This window comes from Cetobacterium sp. NK01 (assembly GCF_024506395.1).
GTDB classification, from domain to species: Bacteria; Fusobacteriota; Fusobacteriia; order Fusobacteriales; family Fusobacteriaceae; genus Cetobacterium_A; species Cetobacterium_A somerae_A.
Genome location: NZ_JANIBO010000002.1, coordinates 261,598 through 285,573, shown reverse-complemented (window position 1 = coordinate 285,573; position 23,976 = coordinate 261,598). Strand labels below are relative to the sequence as shown.

Here is a 23,976-nt window from a genome sequence, read left to right as displayed (position 1 = left end):
CTCCCATCGTTTTTACATATGTTTAACTCTGTTTATAACCTCTTTTTGCTTTCCTTTGTTAAAAGGTCTTGAGTCAGGTTGAGCTAAATAACCACAAACTCTTCTTATAACATTCATTTTAGTAGAGTCATGATTTCCACATTGTGGGCATTCAAATCCTCTTTCTGTTGCTAAAAATTCTCCATTGAAGTTACAAACATGACATTTATCAACTGGTTGATTAATTCCCATGTAGTGGATTCCAATTGATTGAGCGTATTTTAAAACTTGATATACAGCTTCTAAATTTTTCTTTAAAGAGTCAGTTTCAATATAACTGATATGTCCACCAGCAGCTAAAGTATGTCCAGGAGCTTCTAATCTTAATTTTTCAAAAGGATTTATTTTGATTTTAGAAGAAACATGGAAAGAGTTATCGTAATACTCTTTATCAGTGATTCCTTCAATTGGACCAAACTCTTTTAAATCTATTTGAGCAAATCTATCACAAAGAGATTCAGAAGGTGTAGAATAAAGAGCAAATCCTAATTTTGTTTCATCTTTAAATTCTTTAACTTTTTTAGAAATATATTCTAAAATTTTAAATGTTTTATCGTATGATTCTTCATCTAAGGCAAAGTTTTTACCATATATAAGTTCAGAAACTTCGCTAAGACCAATATAACCGATAGATACAGTAGCATATCCGCCCCAAATTAAATTTTTGATTGTTTCTTTAGCTTGTTTCTCAGAAAGAGCACCAGCCATCCAAAGAATTGGAGCAATTTCTGCAGGAGTATTTTCTAAATATTTAGCTCTGAATATACTGTTTTCTTTACAAAGATTTAAAATTTCATCTAATTCTTTATAGAATCCAGCTTCATTACCTCTATTTTTTATAGCAATTTTTGGTAAGTTAATTGTAGTAGCTCCAATATTAAATCTACCTGAGTATTTTTCATTTCCATTTTCATCCCACCAAGGAGATAAGAAAGCTCTACATCCCATAGGATAAACAACAGTGCCATTTTTAACTTGTTCTGGTGTAACGAATAAGATATCGGGATAAACAGACTTTGTCATACATTCAAAAGCAAGTTGAGATATATCCCAGTTTGAATCTTCGGGATTGAAGTTTAATCCATCACAAATAGCATAAACGATTTTAGGGAATATAGCAGTTTCTTTTTTAGCTCCAAATCCTTCCATTCTAGTTTTGAATACAAATTTTTGAACTAATTTACCTTCCCAAGATGTTTCAGTTCCTATTCCTATAGTAGTAAAAGGAGTTTGGCCATTAACTGTAGATAAACTATTGATTTCATATTCTAAACCTTGCATGGACTGTTTTACAGACTCCTCAGTCATGTCTACAGTATAATCAAAAGCGTTTGGATATTTTGCTTTTAAAGATTCGTTAGAGTAGTTGATATCAGTTGCAGAAATAATTGAATCAATTTCATTTTGAGTTAATCTTTCTATATACTTTAATCCCTTAGCAAAATGCTTTTTAAATGTTTTAACAATGTATGGAACTAAAGCTCTATCAAGATAAGGAATAGAGCATCCACCATAAGTATTCGAAGAAACAGAAGCGATAATTTGTACAATATGTCCAACTGCAACTTCAACAGAGTTAGGTTCTAACATTTTAGCATTACCGATATTGCATCCACCTTTTAACATTTGTTCAATATTAACTAGCTCACAATTTGTTTCTCTGAAAAGAAGATAGTCTAAATCATGAATATGGATTCTTCCACTTTCATGAGCTTCTTTTAAGTGTTTTGGAAGAATTCTATTTAAATAATAGTCTTTTGATGAAATACCAGCTAATAAATCTCTTTGAACTGAGATTGTTTTTCCATCTTTATTGGCATTTTCATTTAACATATCTTCATTTGAAGCATCAATTAATTCACCGATTTTTTTATATATAACTTGTTCTTTTTTTCTTAATTCATTTTTTATAGTACGGTACTCTTGATAAGAAAGTGCAATATCTTTTTCAGAAGAACCCATAAGTTTTTTTACAACAATATCCTGAATCTCCTCAACATGCATCTTAGGAATATCAAGATTTTCAATTTGAGACGCTATTTTCTCAATAAGTTCTATATTAACTGATTTTTCTTTTTGATTAAAAGCCATAGTAATTGCTCTAACAATTCTATTTTTATCAAAATTTGCAGTCGACCCATCTCTTTTAATAACTTCCTTCAAAAAAATCACCCCATTTTTTATTTTTTCTTCAACTATTATACACATTTTTATTTAATTCTACAAATCTGTAAAAAAGTAAAAATGAGTAAAAAAATGGTTAAAAAAAAATATTTGACAGTAAAAGATAGAGTTATTAAAGTAAAATAAAGTTAAAAAAATAATCAAACAAAAAAAAATCGAGCAAAAAAAATTCAAAGAAAAAAATAAAAAACACAATATATATTGTTTGTTTTAAAAAAATGACACAAGATATTGTGTTTTTTTAATTTTAAAGATTATATACTTTAAAAATATATAAAAAAGATTAAAAAAATATGATATAGTATTTTTAAAATACCAATATAAAGGGAGGGGTTTATATGTTTAGTAAGGATATTTATGTTTCAAGAAGAAAAAAATTAAAAGGGTTAGTAGAAGAGGGAGTAATTATAGTTATGGGAAATTCCGAATCACCAATGTCTTATAAGGATAATTCTTATAATTTTGTGCAAGATTCTACATTTTTATATTACTTCGGATTAAATTCTCCAGATTTAATTGGAGTAATAGATATAGATAATGAAAAAGAATATATATTTGGAAAAGAATTTACAATAGATGATATAGTTTGGATGGGACAACAAAAAACATTTAAAGAAAGATCAAAAGAAGTGGGAATTGAAAATTTTTTAGAAGATGAAGAATTAGAAAAACTATTAGAAAAGGCAAAAATAAACAATCAAAAGATTCATTTTACAAATCAATATCGTATAGAAAATACTTTAAAACTTTCTAATTTATTAGGAATAAAATTAGAGGATGTAAATAAGGAGTTCTCAGAAAAATTATTAGCAGCAATCATTGAAATGAGAAATTTAAAATCTGATTATGAAATTATAGAATTAGAAAAAGCTACAAATATAACAAGAGAAATGCATTTAACAGCTATGAGAAATGTAAAACCAGGAATGAAAGGTTATGAATTAGTTGCTTTATTAGAGTGTGCAGCTAAAAAATACAATGCTACAACTTCTTTTCATACTATTTGTACAACGAATGGTCAAATTTTACATAATCATTTTCATGAAAATATTTTTAAAGAGGGAGATATAGTTTTATTAGATTGTGGAGCAAGATTAGATAATGGTTATTGTGGAGATATGACAACGGTGTTTCCAGTTTCAGGAGAGTTCTCAGATATCCAAAAAGATTTTTATTCTCTTCTAATAGAAATGTTTGATAAAGCAGAGGAATGTACAAAGCCTGGAGTTACAAATAAATATGTTCATTTAGAGGTTTGTAAAGTTTTAGCTAAAGGTATGATTCAAAGAGGAATCATGAAAGGAAATGTAGAGGAGATAGTAGAATCAGGAGCCCATGCTTTATTTTTCCCTCATGGATTAGGACATATGATTGGATTAGATGTTCATGACATGGAAAATTTTGGGGAAAATAGAGTTGGTTACGATGACAAAACAAAAAGAGAGACAAAATTTGGATTGAAATCTTTAAGAATGGGTAAGGAATTAAAACCAGGATATGTTTTGACAATTGAACCAGGAATTTATTTTATTCCAGAATTAATTGAAAGATGGGAGAAAGAAGGAAAATTTAAAGAGTATATAAGTTATGAAGAAGTAAAAAAATACTTGAATTTTGGTGGTATGAGATATGAAGGGGATTTTTTAGTAACAGAAAATGGGAACAGAAGATTAGGGGATAAAATGCCAAAATATTATTATGAAATAGAGGATATTTTAAAAAATAACAATTAATCAGCTGTTATACGAACAGTTGTGTTCTGTAGTGGTAAACGTATAAAAAAAATAAATCTATTTAAAAACATGGTTGACATTTTAGTACGAATATAGTATTATTAATTGAAACCGATGATTAAGTAAATTTAATACCCCCCAAAAAATTTATTTAAATCTTTTTATTTTAACACTCCCCCGTGTTATAAAAAACTCCTTTTACCCCAAAAGGAGTTTTTTTATTGAAAAATTTTATAAAAAATCCTCCTTGTTAGAGGAGGATTAAATTACATTTCAAATATATTTGTTATTTTTAATTTATTTCTATCAGAAAGTTCAAACTCAATATAGGTATAAATATCTTCAATGCTATCTTGAGTTTTATTTTCAAAAGCGATAACACCTTCATTTAGACAATCTTGAATTTCCTTTTCACTTAAATCATTGTGTATACTATAGTAATTATTTTCAATCATAAAGTTATTTAACTCTTCCAAAGTTAAAATTTTTCCAATTAAAGAAAGTTCCTGTTTTAACATAAATTCCTCCTATAGATTTAGAACATAATAGCATAATGAATTCCAAAAGACTCATTATTTTTATTTGAAGTGTATTGGTCAACTTGAGAGAAATGATTATTTATTTGATAAGTATAACTTAGAGAAAGATTATTATTTAAATAAAATCTAATTTGGTTTTGCCATTGTAAAGAGTCGTGAGTTTGAATGTCTGCTTTAGAACTATTTTTAGCACCAAAATCATAATCTAACCATCCACTAAATCCAAATCTCATACCATTTTCAAATTTATAAATAGTACCACCATAGGCAATATTAAATAGATATCCATCCCATTGATCTTCATTTCTACCATAATTTTTATCAACATATCTAGCATATAAATTTGTTTTAAAGTAATCAAATTTTAAGTATTTCATTTCTGGAATTGATATGTAGTTACCAATACCTACGTAATATTTTCGAAGCCCTTCATTTTTTTCAGGATTATATTTGCTCTTTCCATGAACATTATCGAAATCAAATTGAGTAGCAATAAACCATTCAGATATTGGACCAATAGAAAGATCTTTGTTAATTAATCCATCTATAGAGAGTCTAGGAGATATTTCACCATACGTATAGTTGTCATCGACCCCATTTTTGTCACTTAAACTACGGCTTTTAAAAATATTAGATCTGTCAACAAACCAGTATAAATCTAAAAGATTATATCGAGTAGTTCCTTGTATTTCAAAAATAACATCTTTTTGTGAGGTCCCCCAACCATTGGGAAGAGCATTTCCCTTAATTAAACTAGCTTCTAAAACCGTAAAATTCCAAGGCTCATATTTAGCAAAAGATATTGTAGATAAACCAATTGAGCCTAAAAGTAAAATTTTTTTTAACATTTTTCCTCCGTGATTAATATTGTTGTATAAATTTATAAATTTCTTGTAATAGAAAATCTATATTTTCTTTTGTTAGTACACAAACTCTAAAAAAATTATTATTTAAATTATCAAAAGATTCAGCTTTTCTAATGATAATTCCTTTTTTAGATAAAAAATGATAAAGATCATTTGAATTATATTTTGAATTCAGAATTTCACATAAAATAAAGTTACTATTAGAGTTATAAACTTTAAAGTCTTTAAATTTATTTAAACCATTATAAAGTAAAGTGAAGTTTTCTTTAAAATTTTTATGACACATACGTATAAAGTCATAGTCTTTAAACATAGCTTCTCCCATAATATCGGCAAAAATATTTATATTCCATAAATTTGGAATAGAACTCATAGCATCTAAAATAACTCCTTTTGAAATAATAGCATATCCTAATCTGATACCTGGGGTTGAAAAAAATTTTGAAGTACCCCTTATGACTATTATTTCTTGACATATATCAATTAAATTTATAGCAGAAGTTTTTGAAAAGTCTGTGAATTCTATATACGTTTCATCGATCATAATAGGTTTTTTAAAATTTAAATATAATTTTTCGATATCTTTAAGAGGAATTAAAGTTCCTGTGGGGTTATTAGGATTACAAATAATAATCATATCAAAATTAGACTTCTGAACAAGAGCTATAATATCATCAATATTTATTTGAAAATTATTCTCTTTTTTATAAAAAAATTTAGTGATTTTAGAGTTGATATTTTTAAGTTCTTTTTCATATTCAGAATATGCAGGAGCTAATAGTAACGTATTTTGGGGATTAATAACTTTTATGCTAGAAGTTATTAATTCAGTTGCTCCACTACCTAAAATAATATTTTCTGGATTACATTTACAATACTCAGAAATACTAGCTTTTAAATCTGTATAATTAGGATCAGGATAGATAGTTGCTAAATTAAGATTATTCTTTAAGTTCTCTAACCCTTTAGGACTAAGGCCAAAAGGATTTATATTTGAACTAAAATCTATAATTTTATTTTCATTAATACCAAGTTCTTCAGATAGCTGATGAAGATTTGCTCCATGATTACTTTTCATAAAACCCCTCCATTATTTAAAATATATAACTATTTTAACAAATATAGTTTTTTTTTGCAAAAGAATGTTATAAAATATAGGTATAATAAAAATAAAAGGGGAATAGATTATGAGAAATCCAAAAGTAGTAGTAATAGGAGGGGGAAGTGGTTTATCTGTTGTTTTAAGAGGATTGAAGCATTTTCCGATAGATATAACAGCTATAGTTTCTGTTGCTGATAGTGGTGGAAGTAGTGGAATTTTAAAAAAAGAATTTAATATACCTGCTCCAGGGGACTTAAGAAATGTGATGATAGCGCTAAGCAATGTAGAACCTTTAATAGAGGAAGTTTTTCAGTATAGATTTAGAGAGGATTCTTCAATAGGAGCTCATCCATTAGGAAATCTATTGATAACAGCCATGACAGAAATAACAGGAGATGTACAAGTTGCGCTAAGAAGACTTAGAAAACTTTTTAATATTAATGGGAAAATACTTCCTGCAACTTTAGAAAAAATAGAATTAATAGCAGAAAAAACAAGTGGAGGATTTGTATTTGGTGAATCAGATATACCAGTTTTAGGAGAAAAAATAAAACGAGTTTTTTATGATGGAAAAGTAAATAGCCCAAAGGAAAATATTAAAGCAATAGAAGAAGCTGATTTAATTGTTTTTTCTATTGGAAGTCTTTATACAAGTATTATTCCGAATTTACTTTTAGAAAATATGCAAGAAGCTTTAAAAAAATCAAAAGCGCAAAAGATTTATATCTGCAATGCTATGGGACAAATGGGCGAAACAGAGAATTATAGTGTTGCAGATCATATAGAGTCAATAAATAGGCATGTAGGATTTGATATGATTGATAAAGTTATTGTAAATTCTGTTGAAATACCAGAGGAGATAGTGATAAGGTATAGAGAAGAAGGAAGTACTCCAGTGGAACTAGATATAAATAGATTAAAAAAAATGAGAGTAAAAGTTATAAAAGAACCTTTAATAAAAATTGATTCAGAAAAAAGAGTTAGACATTTATCATATAAATTAGCTGCAGTTGTATATTCTCAAATAGACAATTTAGAAAATTTTTATGAGGAATAAATATATAAAATAGGAGGAGAGAATGTTATTAAAAAAAGAAAATGGATGGAAGAATGAAAAGTTAAACAAAAATGATATCTTTGAATTTTGTCAAGGATATAAAAACTCTTTGGATTTGGGGAAAACAGAGAGAGAGTATGTTAAATTTGGTTTAGAATTAGCAAAACAAAATGGGTTTGTATGTGCTAGTACAAAGAAAAAGTTAAAGAGTGGAGATAAAGTTTTCTATGTAAATAGAGACAAAAATTTAGTTTTAGTAGTTATAGGAAAGGAAGAGATAACAAAGGGAATAAATTTTGTTGTTTCTCATATAGATTCACCAAGAATTGATTTAAAACAAAATCCATTATATGAAGAATTAGAGTTAGGGTATATGAAAACCCATTATTATGGTGGAATAAAAAAATATCAATGGGCTTCGATTCCATTATCATTACATGGAGTTGTTATATTAGAAAATGGTGAAAAAAAAGATATTATAATTGGAGAAAAGGAAGATGATCCTGTTTTTACAATACCAGATTTACTTCCACACTTAGCTGCTAAATATCAGGGAGAAAGACAAACAGCTGAAGTTATTAAAGGAGAGGAGTTGCAGATTATAGTTGGATCTATTCCCACAACTATAAAAAATGCAGATATAAAAGAACTAGTAAAATATCATATCTTGGAGGAATTAAATACTACCTACGGAATGATAGAAGAGGATTTTATATCAGCTGAGTTTCAACTAGTTCCTGCGTTTAAAGCAAAAGATATTGGTTTAGATAGATCTCTTATTGGTGGTTACGGTCAAGATGATAGAGTATGTGGCTACACATCTTTAAGAGCGATATTGGATTTAAAAGAGGTTCCAGAAAAAACAGCAGTTTGTTTTTTAGCTGATAAAGAAGAGACTGGCTCTCATGGATCTACAGGATTACAATCTAATTATTTAGAATATTTCACAAGCGATCTAATAAGTAAAGTTAAAGGTGATTATAGCGATTTAGATTTAAGAAAAACTCTTTGGAATTCTAATGCTCTTTCATCAGATGTGAATGCAGCAATGGATCCTATATTTAAAGGAGTTCATGAAGCTCAGAATGCAGCAAAATTAAACTATGGTATAGTTGTAACAAAGTTTACAGGTGCTAGAGGAAAGAGTGGAACAAATGATGCAGATGCTGAATATGTTTGGAGTATAAGGAATTTATTGAATACCCATGGGATAACTTGGCAAATTGGAGAATTAGGAAAAGTTGATGAAGGTGGAGGAGGAACTGTTGCAATGCTTTTAGCTGAGGTAGGGATAAAAACTATAGATGTAGGTCCAGCTCTTTTAGCTATGCACTCACCATTTGAAGTTTCATCAAAACTTGACGTTTATGAAACATATAGAACATATAAAGTTTTTTTTGAAAATATGATTTAATAAAGCAAAGCTCTCTATTCTAGACAATCATTTCTAGATTAGAGAGCTTTTAAAAGTTTGTTTGTTTTTTATAAAAGTTTTTTAGTTTGCTTTCCTTATAGTCAAAAAAATGATGTTATGAAATAGCGACTTTAAGGAAAAAAATATAAAAAGTTCATCATAATAAATTCCTCCCTCGAAGATAATATACAAAGACAAATATCCTGACTCTTTTCATTCTACTCGTAAACCTTCCCAGATAAAATCCAGTGGTACAAAATACTTTCGTCCAAATTACAGTGGCGGGGCCGTAGAGGAATCAAACCTCATTTCCTTATCTATGTATCCTGTTATATTATTAACATTAATATGACTATACTCTATGTAAGATATAAAGTCAATAGTGAAATTTAATAAAAAAAGTTTCCATTTTTTGATAACATGTGTTATCATAACATGTGTTATTATACTTGGAGGTGAAATTAGTGAGAATAGGAGATTTAAATATAGAGGTACCAATAATTCAAGGAGGAATGGGAATTAGGGCATCAATGTCAAGATTAGCTTCAGCTGTTGCAAACCAAGGAGGAGTGGGAGTTATATCGGGAACAGCTATTCCAGCTGACGAGTTTAGAGAAGAAATTAGAAAAGCTAAAGAGATGATTATAGAAAAAGGTGGAGCATTAGGAGTTAATATTATGGTTGCTGCATCGAATTTTGCAGAAGCTGTTAAAGTTTCAATAGAAGAAAAAGTTGATATGATAATATGTGGAGCAGGATTTTCAAGAGATATTTTTGAAACAGTAAAGGGAACAGGAGTAAAAATTGTTCCAATAGTTTCAAGTTTAAAATTAGCTAAAATTGCTGAAAAATTAGGCGCAGATGCTATTGTTGTTGAAGGAGGAAATGCTGGAGGACACTTAGGAACTGAAAAAGATTCATGGGATATAGTAGAAGAAATTGTAAATGGAGTTTCTATTCCTGTGTTTGGAGCAGGGGGGGTTATCACTCCTCATGATGCAGAAAGAATGATGTCCTTAGGTGTGGATGGAGTTCAAATGGGAAGTAGATTTATTGCAACAAATGAATGTGAAGTGAGTCAAGAATTTAAAGAGGTATATGTGAATTCAAAAGAGGGAGATGTAGTTCAAATTATGAGTTCTGCAGGTCTTCCTGCTAATGCAATTGTTTCTCCATATGTAAAAAGGGTAATTAACGAAGAAAAATTAACACCTAAGAAATGTACAAGCTGTTTAAAAAAATGTAGTAGAAAGTTTTGCGTAAAAGATAGTTTAATAAAAGGTCATGAAGGAAACTCTTTAGAAGGAATCTTCTTTGCAGGAAAAGATGCATGGAAAATAAATGAAATTTTATCAGTAAAAGAGGTTTTTGATTTATTTAGAGATAAAGTATTAAAATAATAAATAGTAAAAAAATCTAGTACCTAAATACTAGATTTTTTTTTAATTCATGATATAATCAATTGATAAAAATGAAATAGGAGGATCATAGTTGAAAGTTATATTTTTTATTCTAACTTTTTTTGCGGTTTTAGGAGCATTAGATAGGAGTTTTGGTAATAAATTAGGATATGGAAAAAAGTTCCAAGAGGGTATTTGTGTGGCAGGTCCTTTAATACTAGCTATGTTAGGTATATTATCAATAAGTCCTTTAATATCAAAATTTTCCAAGCCTTTTGTTGAAAAACTTTATCTTATGACTGGAATTGATCCATCAATATATATAAATTCTATTTTAGCAACAGACATGGGAGGATATTTTTTAGCAAAAGACTTAGCAATAAATAAAAATTTAATAGATTTTTCAGGAGTTATATTAGGATCGATGTTGGGAACAGTGGTTATTTTTACTATGCCTGTAGCTTTTGGAATTATTGATGATATGTCTAAGGAAAATTTTTCAAAAGGAATATTAAGTGGGGTTGCAACTATTCCCTTAGGATGTTTAGTTGCTGGAATAATAATGGGACTTGAACTTGTATTGATAATTCATAATTTAATTCCAGTGGTTATTTTTTCAGGAGTAATATGTGCAGGACTTTGGTTCTTTCCAGAAAAAACATGTAAATTATTTGATAGGTTTGGAAAAGGAATGACGATAGTAATAACTTTAGGTCTAGTATTAACAATTATTGAGACGATGTTTGGATATTCAGTTATTGAAGGTTTAAATCCTATAGATGAAAGTATGAAAGTTGTAACTAGAGTAGCTTTAACGTTAAGTGGAGCATATCCATTTTTATATTTTATAGAAAAATATTTTAAAAATACTTTAAGAAGAATGGGAAAATTATTAGGAATAGATGAAAGTGGAACAGCAGGATTTATGGCTTCTTTAGTTAGTAGTATTCCTATGTTTGGAATATTTAATAAAATGGATAATAATAGTAAAATAATAAATAGTGCTTTTGCAGTTGCAGGATCTTATGTCTTTGGAGGGCAATTGGGATTTGTTGCAGGAGTATCACCAGATAATGTATTGCCGTTTATAGTGGCTAAATTAGTATCAGGATTTAGTGCAATTTATCTAGCTAAAATTATGTTTATAAACAAAAAGGAGAGAAAAAATAACTTTGTTTTAAATAAAAGTTTTAAAATAAACTAGGAGGGATAAATTTGGAAAAAATTATAATGGAATTAAAAGAGAGATATGCAGAAATTTTTGAAGAATTAAAAGATTTAAACAAGTATTTGTTTGAAAATCCAGAATTAGGTTTAAAAGAGTTTAAAGCTAGAGATAAACATTGTGAATTATTACAAAAATATGGTTTTTTTATAGAAAAAGGGTATTGTGGAATAGAAACAGCCTTTTTAGCAAATTACATAGGAGAAAAGCCAGGACCAAGAATAGCTTATTTAGCTGAATATGATGCTTTACCAGAAATAGGTCATGGATGCGGACATAATATTTTAGGAGTCACGAGTAGCGCTGCAGGAATACTTTTAAGAGAGTTTGTGAATATTTACGGTGGAGAGGTTTTAGTAATTGGGACACCAGCTGAAGAAACAGATGGTGCAAAAGTTGCCATGGTAAAAGCAGGAGCTTTTAAAAATGTAGATTTAGTTATGATGGTACATCCCACTAGTGGAAATATTCACTTAAGAAGTACTTCAAGTCAAGCTATGGAAGCTTTAAAGTTTATATTTAAAGGGAAAACATCTCATGCAGCTGGATCTCCTCATTTAGGTGTCAATGCCTTAGATGGAGTAATAACTTTATTTAATACCATTAATGCTTTGAGACAACAGATTCTTCCAAGCGATAGAGTTCATGGAATTATAACAAATGGAGGAGAAGCTGCTAATATAATTCCAGATTTAGCTATAGCTAATTTTTATGTTAGATCAAGAAATAAGAAAGAGCTAGATATTCTTTTAGAAAAAGTTAAGAATTGTGCAAAAGGTGCTGCAATATCATCGGGAACAAAATTAGAAATAGAAAATTATGAAACAAGTTTTTTAGATTTAATAACTAATAAAACATTAATGAGTATTTATGAAGAGAGTCTAAAAGATATTGGAATAAAAAAAATTGAAGATTCAGAAGATAGTGGATCTACAGATGCAGGGGATGTAAGTCATGTTTGTCCAACTATTCATCCATATATGCCATTATATAAAGATGTAATTAGTCACAGTAGAGAGTTAGCTATGTGCACTATAGAGGACGGAGCGTATAAGGGAATGGAAGAAGCGGTGTTAGCATTGACTTTAACAGGGATTAAACTATTAAAAGATGAAAAATTAATTGATAGAATAAAATTAGAATTTGATGAAAAATAAAAAATAAAAAGGATTACTCAAATTTGAGTAATCCTTTTTATTAAAAAATTATTTTTTTGCTAAAAGATCCCTTATTTCTGTTAAAAGAATCTCCTCCTTAGTAGGAGCAGGTGGAGCAGGTGGCACATCGTCTTTTTTACGAAGTTTATTAATAGCTTTTACCATAATAAAAATACAAAATGCAATTATTGTAAAATCAATAACAGATTGTATAAAATTACCATATTTAATTGCAGATTCTGGAATTGTTCCTTGGGCAGGTTTTATAACAAATTTTAGATTACTAAAATTAATTCCGCCTAAAATTATTCCAAGAATAGGCATTAAGATATCGTTGACAATAGAACTTACAATTTTTCCAAAAGCTCCTCCGATTATAACCCCAACAGCTAAATCTACTGCATTACCTTTAATAGCAAACTCTTTAAACTCTTTTAAAAACATTTTAATTCCTCCTTAATTAAGAAATCTCAATAGCTTTAATTACATCGCAATCAAGGGCGTTACGGTATAGACTTAACACTGTAGGAATTCCATCTGATTCATCAGCTTTAGATACCATGAATTCTCTAATTCTAATTTTATGACATTTTTTACATTTATATATATAGTATAGCTGGCACATTTCATTACCATAGTCATCAGTAAAATTCTTTTTAGCTAGTCCTAAGAATTCAAAATCGTGTACAAAATGTAGCATAAGATTTCCCTCCTTTTATAAAAAGTATTATGTTAAATATATACTAAATAAAAGTTTATTTCTTTTTCTAGCTAAAAAAAATTATAGTGTTTTATTTACTCTTTTTTTGAGAGCTACTATTGTTCCTGTTAAAAAAGTCATAAAATCTGCAAAAGGTAGAGAAAGCCAAACACCGTCAACACCTATAAAAGTAGGAAGAGTAAAAATTCCAATAGTAATAAAAATAAAACTTCTACCAAAAGATAAAAAATTTGCGAAAGTAGCTTTTTCCATGGATTGTAAATAAGAGATATTAATAAAATTAGCACCTAAAAATATAACTGCAGATGAATAAATTAAAAGACCTCTTGAAGCTAATTTAACTAATTCTAAATCTCCATTGAAAAATTCAATAATAAAATTCCTTTCAAAGTAAACTAAAAAAAGAATAGATAATGCTACAATAAGAGAAATTTTATGACCTAAAATTAAAGTAGCTTTTATTCTTTCAAGATGTTTTGCACCGAAATTATAACTTATAATAGGTTGTATTCCTTGGGCTAACCCATTAAAAATCATTCTAAACACATAAAAAATATAGGCGATTATACTAAATGCTGCTACTCCAATTTCTCCAGTTAGAACCATTAATGTGGAATTAAATAAAATTGTAATGACAGCTACTGCAAATTCTAAAACAAAAGATGAAAAACCATTTAAACAAATTCTTTTTAAAATTTGAAAATTAAGTCTTTCTTTTATAAATTTTATATTACAGTCCTTTTTTAAAAAATATGATAATAAAAATAAAGCAGATGCCATTTGTGCTATTCCAGTAGCATAAGCTGCACCATACATGCCCCATTTGAATTTTATTATAAAAAGAGCATCTAATACAATATTAACAATAGCACCTATTCCCATAGATGCCATGGCGAAATTAGGACTATTATTATTTCTTACAACAGCGTTTAAAGAGATTGAAAGCATAAAAAATATACTAAAAATAACACCAGGAATTAAATAAGATTTTGTTAGATAAAAAAGTTTATCACTGCTTCCTAATAAATATACTATTTTGTTTTGAAATATGAGAGTTAATGAGCAGATAATAATATAAGATATTATGTTTAAAGTAATCATATGTGAGAAATAACGATTAACTTCTTTTAAATTCCCTTCGGCTTGCTTTATTGAGATAACGGTTGCCCCTCCAGTGCCAAACATTAAACTTAAAGCAATAGTTAAGGTGATTATAGGGTAAGCTAAATTAATAGCAGCTAATCCATCACCTCCAATACCTCTTCCAATAAAAATACCATCTACAATAACATAAAAAGCTGATATTAACATTCCCATAACAGCAGGAAAGGAAAAATTAAAAAATAACCTGCCAATAGAATCTTTTTCTAAATCAATTGAATGAAATTTCATTATCTACTCCTTTTAAAATTTTACATCGAGCTAGATTATAGCATAAAAAAAAGAGACTGGTAAGTCTCTTTTTGATTTATATTAAGCAATGAAGATTGGTGTATTAACATGCTCTAAAATATTTAATCCCATTCGATTAGTTATTTTTTCTAAAAAGAAAGAGTGACTAAGATTTCCCATGATTAAAAGAGAGGACTTATTAAGTTCAAAGTAAAAGTCTTCAATGCTATCTAAAGAAGGAGAATAGCCTCTTAAATGAGGTAAAACTCCTTTATCGTGTATAAGTTCTAAAAGAGTATGTTCTTGTTTTTTATAGTCCCATGTAAAAACATCTATTTTTTCTAAATTTATACTAGAAAATAAACTCAAAAAATTGTAAACACTTTTATTAACCTTAATTCCATCATCAGATGTAATACATATATTTTCAAAACTAAGAGGTTTTCCTCTTAAAACAATAATAGGTCTATATATAGTTTTTAAAATTTCTAAGAAAAGATCTCCTAAAAAAAGTCCCTCTTGATATACAAGAAGATCATTTAATCTTAAAAGATTTTTTAAATTTTCTGTTGTAACTTGAACGATTGTAAGAAGATGAGCATTTAATTTATGTTCAATTAGTTTTTCTTTTGTTTTATCTAAAAAGTCATCTTGCAATTCGGAAAAATCTTCAAGAAGATTAGCTTCATCTTCAGAGTTGTTGATAAATGGATTTACATTTAATGCATAAACAGGGGTTATTTCAAATCCGAATTCCTTTTTTAATGATAAACAACTTTCAATAATTAAATCTAAATTATCTCCACTTTTAAAAATAACAAGTGCTTTTTTCATAAAAACCTCCCAAAATTTAATAATCTCTATAATTATTTTATGAGAAAATAGTATATTTCCTTTTAAATTTTAAAAGAAATCCATTGGATTTCATAGTTTTCAATATCGATGTAATAAAAACCATATAAATTATTATTGCTAATATTTAATATTAAATTTATAAAAAGTGAAATTTGTAAAGATGCTATTATAGAAACAATAAAACAGAGATTTCCTAATTTATTTTCAATACCACTGCTGTGTTCTTTGGGATAAATTTTTTTTAAAATAGGATATTCTGGTAAGATACAAGCAACTTGACCAAAGTATCCAGCAACAGCACCGTAAATTAATGGGATTTTAAAAAACTGACATTGGTTTTCAATATTTAACTTAGTTTTAATATTATCACAACAATCAAAAACCACATTAACATTTTTAAATAAAAAATTAAAATCACACTCTTCGAATTTATTACAAAATACTTCTACTTCAATGCATGAATTCACAGAATTTATATATTTTTTTGCTTCAATAGCTTTAAAAGACCCAATATTTTTTTGTGTTGATAAAAGTTGTCTATTTAAATTAGAGGTATCAAATGTATCGAAATCGAGTAACTTTATTTTTTGTACCCCTAATCTGCTTAAAAAGTCTACGACAAACCCTCCGAGACCCCCTAAACCTATAATTAAAACAGTTGTTGTATTTATTTTAAATTGATCATCTTCAGTAAATGAATTTAAATTTTTTAAGTATCTTAAATCCATTATCCACCTCCAACAGGAGGAAAAATAGAGATTATATCTCCATCTGAAATTTCAACATTAAGTGAAGAATGGAATCCGTTGACTAGAAATATAGAAACATCTTCTTTTAATATTGAAAATAATGTAAGAAGCTTTTCACCAGTTATTCCAGGTTCAAAAGGTATTTTAATAATAGCAGATCGTCCTTTTCTTAAAGAGGCAAAAAGGCGAATTTCTAACATAAATCCTCAAGTCCTAGTTTATAAAGAGTTTCTTTTGTAGGAAAAGCATCAACCCAACCACGAGCTTCATAATATTCAGGGAGCATTATATTAAGCTTGCTTTTATGACCTTTTGAAGGACCGTTAGTAATGCTATCGTTTAAAAGACGTTTAGGAAGAGTATCATCTTCAGGCTTCATGCCAGCTTTTTTATTAAAAACTCTTTCTAAATTATAAATTCTTTCTCCAGCGTCTAAAAGAGTAGAAACAGTGTGATTAGTTCCAGTAGCAGCGTTTAAAAAATTTGTATAATCTTCTGCATTTAAAGCAAAAGAGGTAAACAAACACATACCCATAGAATCAATAACAGCTGTTAAATCTTGAAAAGTTTTAGTCCACATTGCTTTATTATCACTAACAGTTCGATCTAATAGTTCTGGATGAGCTAAAATTTCAGGAGATATCATATAGCCTCTAACATGACATCCTCCTCTGTTACTAGTAGCATAGTTAAGTCCAATTCCTTGGATTCCACGAGCATCATAAGCAGGGAGCTCTTGTTTTTTTACAGACATTGACATCTCTGGATGATTATAGTGTTCACAAAGTCTTTGAGAGCCTAGAGACATTAACTTTCCAAGAGAAGTTTTAGCAAATCCAATTCTTTTAGTCCATTCTACAATAGCTTTTTTATCCCCAAACTTTAAAGGAATACCTTCACATTCATCTTCAGAAATAATTTTTTTATCATATAATTCCATAGCAGCAGCAATAGTACAAGGAACAGATATTGAATCTAATCCAAGTTCATTACACCAAAAATTGGCCTCGTTTATACTAGGAATATCATAAACTCCACAATTTCCACCATAAGCCCAAAGAGTTTCATATTCAGGACCACCAATTTCTTTTCCTTCTCTTTCAACAACTCTTCCACAACCAATAGGACATCTATGGCAGTTGTATGTCTTTTTTAAATATTTGTCTGTCAGAGTTTCTCCGCTTATATTTTCAGCATTTTCAGAGTAAGACCCTAACCAGTTATTTGTAGGAAAACTTCCTGTTTCATTTATAATATTAACAAGAACTGCAGTTCCGTAAGTGGGTAGTCCGCTTCCTGTTACACCATCTTCTTTTATTTTTTTCATAGCAATTACTAATTCTTTTCTTAATGCGTCAGGATTATTAACAGGTATAGAGTTTTTAGAAGCTTTTACAACAATAGCTTTTAAATTTTTTGACCCCATAACGGCACCGACTCCTGATCTACCAGCAGCACGATCACCATCATTAATGATAGCTGCCATAAGAGAAAGATTTTCTCCACCAGGACCAATATTTAAAGTTGATGCTTGAGGATAAAGTGTTGTAAAAAAATCTTTAGTTTCACTACTTGTTTTTCCCCAAATATTTTCAGCATCTAGAAGCTCTACTTTATCATCATTAATAGATATGTATTTAGGAGTTGTACTTTTTCCCTCTATAATAACTCCGTCAAATCCAGCATATTTTAATTTTGCACCCCATTCTCCTCCTGAATTTGAACAAGCTATCATACCGGTTAAAGGAGATTTTGTGACAACAACATATCTTCCGCCTGTAGGAACAGAAGCTCCAGTTACGGGCCCAGTCATAATAACTAGTTTATTTTCAGGAGATAAAGGATCGATAGATGGATCAATTTCATCTAATAAAATTTTACTTCCTAATCCCCTTGCTCCAATAAACTTTTTAGCTAAATCTAAATTTAAAGATTCAGTATTTATTTCACCTGTGTTCAAATTGACTCTTAATAGTTTACCATTATATGACGTTTCCATAAAAATACCTCCATAAAATAATATTGGTGATAAAATTGCTATTATTGCGAGTATACCTCATAAATATTGGATTATCAATAGCAATTGAGAAGAAAAAATATATATTTGAAAAAAAATATGTTAAGATAGATTGACAATAAAAATTGGAGGGGGAAAATGGAGTTTTTATTAACAATAGTTGTTGCTGTAATTGGAGGAAAAATTGCAATTAAGTTGAAAATACCAGCAGGAGCAATGATAGGGGCAATGATTTTGGTTTCAGTATTTAATCTGGTTTTTGGAATAGCGACAATGCCTCAAGAATATAAAATTTTAACACAAATAGCAACAGGTTCATTTATAGGAGCAAGAATAAAAAAAGAAGATATTTTAGGTTTAAAACAAATTTTTAAACCAGCAATAATAGTAGTTAGTTGTATGGGAATAATGAATTTTATTTTAGGATATATTTTATATAAAAATTCATCTTTAGATTTAACAACAGCATTATTTTCTACAGCACCAGGTGGAATGATGGATATGAGCTTAATAGCTCATGAACTGAATGCAGATTCAGCTAAAGTTGTAATTTTTCAATTAGTTAGGCTAATATCTGTAATTGGAGTAATTCCTATTTTTTTGAAAAAAATAATAAAAAAAAATGGAATAATAGAGTTCCCAGTAAATACTAAGAAAGAAGAGGGAAAAATTATAAAACATGGTTTAGAAAATATTTTTTTAACTTTGCTAGTTGGAGTTTCAATTGGATATATAGGATATTTATCAAAAATACCTGCAGGAGCTTTAAGTTTTTCTATGATAGGAGTAGGGATTTTTAATATTATTTCAAATAAAGGATTTATGCCAATTCCCTTAAGGCAATTGATTCAAATGTTTGGAGGAGCCTTAATAGGAATTAAAGTTTCAATTAAGGATATTTTAGAAATGAAAGAACTTTTGCATTTAGTAATTATTGTAATAATTGGTTTTTTGATAATGAATATAATTATAGGAATGTTTATATATAAAGTAAGTAATTTTAATATAGCAACCTCACTTTTTTCAGCAGCACCAGGTGGAGTTTCAGATATTTCTATAATTGCTAGTGAAATGGGAGCAGATACTCCTAAAGTTGCAATCATACAACTGGTAAGATTAGTTTCTATAGTGAGTTTTTATCCAGTGTTGATACAAATTATTGTAAAATTTATAGAATAAAAAAAGAACTCTTTTCAAGTTGGTGAAAAGGGTTCTTTTATATTTGATAAAATTTAAAGTAATGGTTTAATTGTATTTTTGAGTTCATCGCAATCGGTAAATAAAACGCTGTGGAAACCTATTTTTTTAGCTTCTTCAATATTATCAAAACTATCATCTATAAATAGAGTTTCACTAGGGTCTAAATTATATTTTGAAAGTAAAATGGTATACATAGAATGATCAGGCTTTAAGGTATTTACTTGATATGAAATTACTCCACCATTACCTATTCTTAAAAAATCATACTTATTATACATCTTTTCATAAACATCTTTTTGAAAATTAGAAAGATAATAAATATTATATCCATAGTCTTTTAGACTTTTTAAGAGATTAACATTTCCTTCTATAGGAGTTAACATTTCATGCCATTTTTCTAAAACTAATGAAATTTCATTTTTCAATTCTGGAGCTTTTGTTTTAAAAATTTTTTCAGCTACTTGGTAATCAATAGAACCTCTATCAAGCTCTTTCCACTCTTCGCTCAAAAAAATTAATTTGTATAACCTTTCTTCAATATTTTTTTCTAATCCTAATCCTTTTAAAAAATCTTGTGGATGAAAATCTAGCAGAACATTACCAATATCAAATACTATATTTTTCATAATGCCTCCTTCAAAAAATAATTTAGGGTTATTATAAACATACCTCATAAAAGAAAAAACATCAATAGTAATTTATAGAAAATCTTTTTCTTTTACAAAAAGCTTTTTTATATTTTTTAATGATCCAAAAATGATAACCTTGTCATCAGTTTTTAATATTGATTCTCCGTTTACAATAATTGTAGAATCATTATCTCTTAGAATGGTTAGTATTTGTAGGTTATAGTTACTTCTAATGTTTGAATCTTTTAATTGTATGTTAATTAATTCTTCAGGTAAATTAGTTATAGTAATTTCTGCAATAACTTCAGATTTAAAAATTCCAAGAATCATAATTGGATTGTGCTGGTTTTTAAACATAGTTTTTATTCCTATTTTGCTGATAAATTTATCAAAATTATTTTTTACAAAATTTACCCTAAGAAGAGCATACCAAATTATTATTAAAATTATAATTGCTAAGATTGCTTTTAAGATTAATTGAAAGCTATACCCATCATTTAGCCGCATAAAAAAATTTATTACCATAGAAACGATTGTGACAGAAAAAATATAACCAAAAAGAATAGTTATAAACGCCAATTTTCTTCTTTTTCTAGAAGAGGTAATAAGTTCACTTTCTACAGTTGTAAAACCACAAGTGGTAAGCATTGATATAACTTGAAATCGAGCTGTTTCCTCGGTAAGACCAGTTAGTCTAAAAAGAATAGTAAATATCTCACAAATTAGAAGATATGTCAGCATTAAGCTAAAAAATGCTAAAATAGCGAAGTCAGCACTCATAATACCACCTATAAAATTTATTTAATATTAAATAGTTACTATTAAAAAAATAAAATCCTTTTAATCAAAATAAAAAAATGTGATATAATAAAATTAAAAATCTAGTTGGGAGTCTTGATTATGAAAAAAATATTATTATTTGTGGCAATTTTATCTTTAGTTGGATGTATGAAAAAAGAAGTTAAGTTTGGGGATGAAAATTTAGAATTAAAAGGCACTAAATTATATTATAAAGGAAAATTATTTACAGGTTTTGTAACCCAAGAAGTTCCTTTTACAGATAAAGTTATAAAAATTGAATATACAGATGGGGTTATAAAAACTGAAAAATAAGATATTCGAAAGGATATCTTTTTTTTTTAAAAGGAATAGAATAAAATTTTTAGAAAAAAATACTAAGTGAAATTTCTAGGAGGAGTTTATGGAATTAAAATTTAAATTTTTAGGAAAATCTTGTTGGTATATAGACATAGATAAAAAGTTTAAAATTGCATCAAATCCATCCTTTGATGAGAAAAAAGGAAGTGATATTAAATTTATTCAGGCAACGGATGAATCGTTTAAAAATATTAAACTTTGGTTGATCACAGAGTGTAGTCAAAATAATTTTGATGCAGAGGGAGCTAAAATAATTGAAGATGATGCAAAAATTATAACTAGAAAAGAATGTGGACAATTTCTAAGAGATAAAAAAAATGCAAATATCTATTATTTAGATTGGTTTAAAAAGAAAGAGTTAGAGATAAAAGGTTATAGAATTATAGTTGAGGTAATACCAACATATAAAGGTGGTGGGTTTTTATCAAATCCTGTACAAGGGAAAGCAAATGGATATTTATTAACTATTATCGATAAAGAAGGGAAAATTAAAAGAATATATATAACAGGAAATACAATATATCAAGAAAATATTATAAAAACATTAATTTATTATCCTATAAATATTTTAATAGCTAATATAGGCCATATAAAAAATAGTTATTTCACAGGAGAAAAAACAATGGATTTAGTAATGTTAAATAGTTTTATTAGAACATTAAATCCAGAAGAGATTATAACAATATTTCCTAAAGGAGAAAACGCTAGAAAAGAGCTGAAAAAATATATTGATTTAATAGAAGTAGGAGAAGAAAAAGAGATATAAAAAAGGATGAAGAATTTTCTTCATCCTTTTAGTTTTTACATAAACATGCTAACTCCAGGTCCTATTGGTAACCCTAAATAAGTCCAAGCAATAAACATAATAGTCCATCCAATTAAGAATACTAATGAATATGGAAGCATCATTGCAATAATAGTTCCAATTCCCATTGACCCTTCTTTTTCCTCATATTTAGAAGCGAATCCAACTATAATAGGGAAATAAGACATAAGTGGAGAAATTATATTAGTTGTAGAATCTCCAATTCTATATGCTAACTGAGTATACTCAGGAGTTAATCCTAATTCAACAAACATAGGGATGAATACAGGAGAAAGCATTAGCCATTTAGATGAAGCTCCACCAATAAATAAGTTAACAAAAGCTGTTAAGAATATTAGTCCAACTGCAGCCCAAATTCCAGAAATACCTAAATCTTTTAGAACATCAGCAAGTTTAACTGCAATAACAATTCCAATATTTGATTTAGAGAATACATATACGAATTGTGCTGAAACGAATATGATAACTAAAACTTGTCCACAAGATGCCATAGCTTTAGTCATTGATTTTATAACATCTTTATGTGACTTAACAGTTTTAGCAGCAACTCCATAAGCAAGACCAGGAATAAAGAATGCCAACATAAGAATATAAACAATTGAATCACTAAAGAATGGCTTTAAAATTTCCATAGTTCCAGGTTCTCTGTTGTTTTCAGCAACAAATTTAGAAATCTCTTCAGATGTTAATCTAAAAATTGCATTTTCAGGTATAACCATAAATAAAACAACTATAATAAATCCAATGGTAGCTAATCCAGCAGCTCTTAGACCCTTTTTCTCTTCTGGGCTAATTTGATCATTTAAGTTAATATCAACCTTAGGCCCTTTATATTCACCTAATCTAGGTTCAACAACTCTATCAGTTATCCACGCACCAACAGCTGTAATAAAGAAAGTTGAAACGAACATAAAGAAGAAGTTAGCTGTAGGTGTAACAGAGTATCCAGGTAAAACAATCTGTGCAGCAGAAGTAGTAATACCTCCTAATAACGGATCAGTAGTACCAATTAAAAGGTTCGCAGAAAATCCACCAGAAACTCCGGCGAAAGCAGCAGCGATACCTGCAAGTGGATGTCTTCCGAAAGATAAGAAAATAACAGCTCCAAGTGGAATAAGTACAACATATCCAGCATCAGATGCAATATTTGACATAACTCCAGCAAAAACAACTATAGCAGAAACAAGTTGTTTAGGAGTTGATATAACAATTTTTTTAATAATAGAGTTTAATAATCCAGTTCCCTCAGCTAATCCAACTCCAAGCATTGCAACAACAATTGAACCTAATGCAGCATGGCCAGTAAAGTTTTTAACTGTTGAACCGAAAATTCCTCTAATTCCGCTTCTTGTTAAAAGATTTTGAACATAAGTTGTTTTTTCAATAACTTGTCCAGTAGTTCTTGAGATTTCTTTATAGTTTACAGAAACGCCAGTGTAAGAAAGTATCATAGAAAATATAATAGTTATCACAAAGAAACCAAAGAACATGGCTACTGGATGAGGTAACTTATTTCCTGTAACTTCTACAAAGTTTAAGAATTTCTCAAAAAAACTCATTTTTTTTGTTGTAGAATTTGTAGACATTTTTTCCTCCCTAATAATAAAGTGAATTAATGGAATATGTGTAAAAATTGAAAAATTTTTTTCACAATTTCCATTTATGAAATATATCGAATCTATTTATGTGGTATAGACTCAACTGATTTTAACA

23 protein-coding genes and 1 riboswitch are annotated in these 23,976 nt (G+C 28.3%); of the genes, 9 read left to right on the top strand and 14 right to left on the bottom strand.

Going from position 1 to position 23,976, the window contains the following annotated elements; all coding sequences use genetic code 11:
* Nucleotides 1–12 precede the first annotated feature (12 nt).
* Nucleotides 13–2,202: an anaerobic ribonucleoside-triphosphate reductase gene (gene nrdD, locus NON08_RS10520; protein ID WP_256691537.1), complete on the bottom strand. Its 2,190-nt coding sequence runs from the start codon at nucleotides 2,200–2,202 to the stop codon at nucleotides 13–15.
* Between the two features lie 359 nt (nucleotides 2,203–2,561).
* On the opposite strand from nrdD, the gene NON08_RS10515 reads away from it, so the two are divergent.
* Nucleotides 2,562–3,956 carry an aminopeptidase P family protein gene (locus NON08_RS10515; protein ID WP_256691536.1) on the top strand — a complete coding sequence of 465 codons (1,395 nt, stop codon included), beginning with the start codon at nucleotides 2,562–2,564 and terminating at the stop codon, nucleotides 3,954–3,956.
* 266 nt (nucleotides 3,957–4,222) lie between these two features.
* On the opposite strand, the gene NON08_RS10510 is transcribed toward NON08_RS10515, so the two are convergent.
* The 3 genes from NON08_RS10510 to NON08_RS10500 are packed head-to-tail and all read right to left on the bottom strand — an operon-like array spanning nucleotide 4,223 to nucleotide 6,439.
* Nucleotides 4,223–4,474, bottom strand: a complete 252-nt coding sequence (locus tag NON08_RS10510) for a hypothetical protein (protein WP_256691535.1) — start codon at nucleotides 4,472–4,474, stop codon at nucleotides 4,223–4,225.
* Between the two features lie 17 nt (nucleotides 4,475–4,491).
* Nucleotides 4,492–5,343 carry an outer membrane protein OmpK gene (locus NON08_RS10505; RefSeq protein WP_256691534.1) on the bottom strand — a complete coding sequence of 284 codons (852 nt, stop codon included), beginning with the start codon at nucleotides 5,341–5,343 and terminating at the stop codon, nucleotides 4,492–4,494.
* A 13-nt stretch (nucleotides 5,344–5,356) separates the two neighbouring features.
* The gene (locus NON08_RS10500) at nucleotides 5,357–6,439 is read right to left on the bottom strand and encodes a pyridoxal phosphate-dependent aminotransferase (protein WP_256691533.1); all 1,083 of its coding nucleotides are present in this window, start codon (nucleotides 6,437–6,439) and stop codon (nucleotides 5,357–5,359) included.
* Nucleotides 6,440–6,548: 109 nt separating this feature from the next.
* Between NON08_RS10500 and NON08_RS10495 the strand changes: the two genes are divergently transcribed.
* From NON08_RS10495 to NON08_RS10475, 5 genes are all read left to right on the top strand, one after another.
* Entirely contained in the window at nucleotides 6,549–7,520 is a 972-nt protein-coding gene (locus tag NON08_RS10495; protein WP_256691532.1) for a gluconeogenesis factor YvcK family protein, read from the top strand.
* 22 nt (nucleotides 7,521–7,542) lie between these two features.
* The gene (locus tag NON08_RS10490) at nucleotides 7,543–8,934 is read left to right on the top strand and encodes an aminopeptidase (protein ID WP_256691531.1); all 1,392 of its coding nucleotides are present in this window, start codon (nucleotides 7,543–7,545) and stop codon (nucleotides 8,932–8,934) included.
* Nucleotides 8,935–9,109: 175 nt separating this feature from the next.
* Nucleotides 9,110–9,288, bottom strand: a riboswitch (cobalamin riboswitch).
* Nucleotides 9,289–9,398: 110 nt separating this feature from the next.
* Nucleotides 9,399–10,334 carry an NAD(P)H-dependent flavin oxidoreductase gene (locus NON08_RS10485; protein WP_256691529.1) on the top strand — a complete coding sequence of 312 codons (936 nt, stop codon included), beginning with the start codon at nucleotides 9,399–9,401 and terminating at the stop codon, nucleotides 10,332–10,334.
* Between the two features lie 91 nt (nucleotides 10,335–10,425).
* On the top strand, nucleotides 10,426–11,538 hold the full coding sequence (eutH, locus tag NON08_RS10480; RefSeq protein WP_256691527.1) for an ethanolamine utilization protein EutH: 1,113 nt from the start codon (nucleotides 10,426–10,428) through the stop codon (nucleotides 11,536–11,538).
* A gap of 26 nt (nucleotides 11,539–11,564) precedes the next feature.
* Nucleotides 11,565–12,716, top strand: coding sequence for a M20 family metallopeptidase (locus tag NON08_RS10475; protein ID WP_256691854.1), 1,152 nt, complete (start codon nucleotides 11,565–11,567; stop codon nucleotides 12,714–12,716).
* 48 nt (nucleotides 12,717–12,764) lie between these two features.
* Here NON08_RS10475 and mscL read toward each other — a convergent pair whose 3' ends face one another.
* From mscL to NON08_RS10440, 7 genes are all read right to left on the bottom strand, one after another.
* Nucleotides 12,765–13,160: a large-conductance mechanosensitive channel protein MscL gene (gene mscL, locus NON08_RS10470; RefSeq protein ID WP_256691526.1), complete on the bottom strand. Its 396-nt coding sequence runs from the start codon at nucleotides 13,158–13,160 to the stop codon at nucleotides 12,765–12,767.
* Between the two features lie 16 nt (nucleotides 13,161–13,176).
* On the bottom strand, nucleotides 13,177–13,416 hold the full coding sequence (locus NON08_RS10465; RefSeq protein WP_256691525.1) for a hypothetical protein: 240 nt from the start codon (nucleotides 13,414–13,416) through the stop codon (nucleotides 13,177–13,179).
* Between the two features lie 81 nt (nucleotides 13,417–13,497).
* Nucleotides 13,498–14,829: an MATE family efflux transporter gene (locus tag NON08_RS10460; RefSeq protein WP_256691524.1), complete on the bottom strand. Its 1,332-nt coding sequence runs from the start codon at nucleotides 14,827–14,829 to the stop codon at nucleotides 13,498–13,500.
* A gap of 81 nt (nucleotides 14,830–14,910) precedes the next feature.
* Complete coding sequence (locus NON08_RS10455) at nucleotides 14,911–15,663, bottom strand: hypothetical protein (protein ID WP_256691523.1); 753 nt, start codon at nucleotides 15,661–15,663, stop codon at nucleotides 14,911–14,913.
* Between the two features lie 62 nt (nucleotides 15,664–15,725).
* Nucleotides 15,726–16,412, bottom strand: coding sequence for a HesA/MoeB/ThiF family protein (locus NON08_RS10450; protein WP_256691522.1), 687 nt, complete (start codon nucleotides 16,410–16,412; stop codon nucleotides 15,726–15,728).
* Nucleotides 16,412–16,633: a MoaD/ThiS family protein gene (locus tag NON08_RS10445; protein WP_256691521.1), complete on the bottom strand. Its 222-nt coding sequence runs from the start codon at nucleotides 16,631–16,633 to the stop codon at nucleotides 16,412–16,414. The genes NON08_RS10450 and NON08_RS10445 overlap by 1 nt, the downstream gene beginning before the upstream one ends.
* A complete protein-coding gene (locus NON08_RS10440) occupies nucleotides 16,627–18,432 on the bottom strand; it encodes an aldehyde ferredoxin oxidoreductase family protein (protein WP_256691520.1) in 1,806 nt (601 codons plus the stop codon). Before NON08_RS10440 ends, NON08_RS10445 begins: the two co-directional genes overlap by 7 nt.
* A gap of 156 nt (nucleotides 18,433–18,588) precedes the next feature.
* Here NON08_RS10440 and NON08_RS10435 point away from each other — a divergent pair, with 156 nt between their 5' ends.
* A complete protein-coding gene (locus tag NON08_RS10435) occupies nucleotides 18,589–19,629 on the top strand; it encodes an AbrB family transcriptional regulator (protein ID WP_256691519.1) in 1,041 nt (346 codons plus the stop codon).
* A 53-nt stretch (nucleotides 19,630–19,682) separates the two neighbouring features.
* On the opposite strand, the gene NON08_RS10430 is transcribed toward NON08_RS10435, so the two are convergent.
* On the bottom strand, nucleotides 19,683–20,276 hold the full coding sequence (locus NON08_RS10430) for an HAD family hydrolase (RefSeq protein WP_256691517.1): 594 nt from the start codon (nucleotides 20,274–20,276) through the stop codon (nucleotides 19,683–19,685).
* 72 nt (nucleotides 20,277–20,348) lie between these two features.
* Nucleotides 20,349–21,059: a TrkA C-terminal domain-containing protein gene (locus tag NON08_RS10425; protein WP_256691516.1), complete on the bottom strand. Its 711-nt coding sequence runs from the start codon at nucleotides 21,057–21,059 to the stop codon at nucleotides 20,349–20,351.
* Between the two features lie 120 nt (nucleotides 21,060–21,179).
* Between NON08_RS10425 and NON08_RS10420 the strand changes: the two genes are divergently transcribed.
* Together NON08_RS10420 and NON08_RS10415 are read left to right on the top strand one after the other, a co-directional pair.
* A complete protein-coding gene (locus tag NON08_RS10420) occupies nucleotides 21,180–21,392 on the top strand; it encodes a hypothetical protein (protein WP_256691515.1) in 213 nt (70 codons plus the stop codon).
* An 88-nt stretch (nucleotides 21,393–21,480) separates the two neighbouring features.
* Nucleotides 21,481–22,203 (top strand): hypothetical protein, encoded by a 723-nt coding sequence (locus tag NON08_RS10415; RefSeq protein WP_256691514.1) that lies wholly within the window; start codon nucleotides 21,481–21,483, stop codon nucleotides 22,201–22,203.
* A gap of 35 nt (nucleotides 22,204–22,238) precedes the next feature.
* Here NON08_RS10415 and NON08_RS10410 read toward each other — a convergent pair whose 3' ends face one another.
* A complete protein-coding gene (locus NON08_RS10410) occupies nucleotides 22,239–23,849 on the bottom strand; it encodes an AbgT family transporter (protein ID WP_256691513.1) in 1,611 nt (536 codons plus the stop codon).
* Between the last annotated feature and the right edge of the window lie 127 nt (nucleotides 23,850–23,976).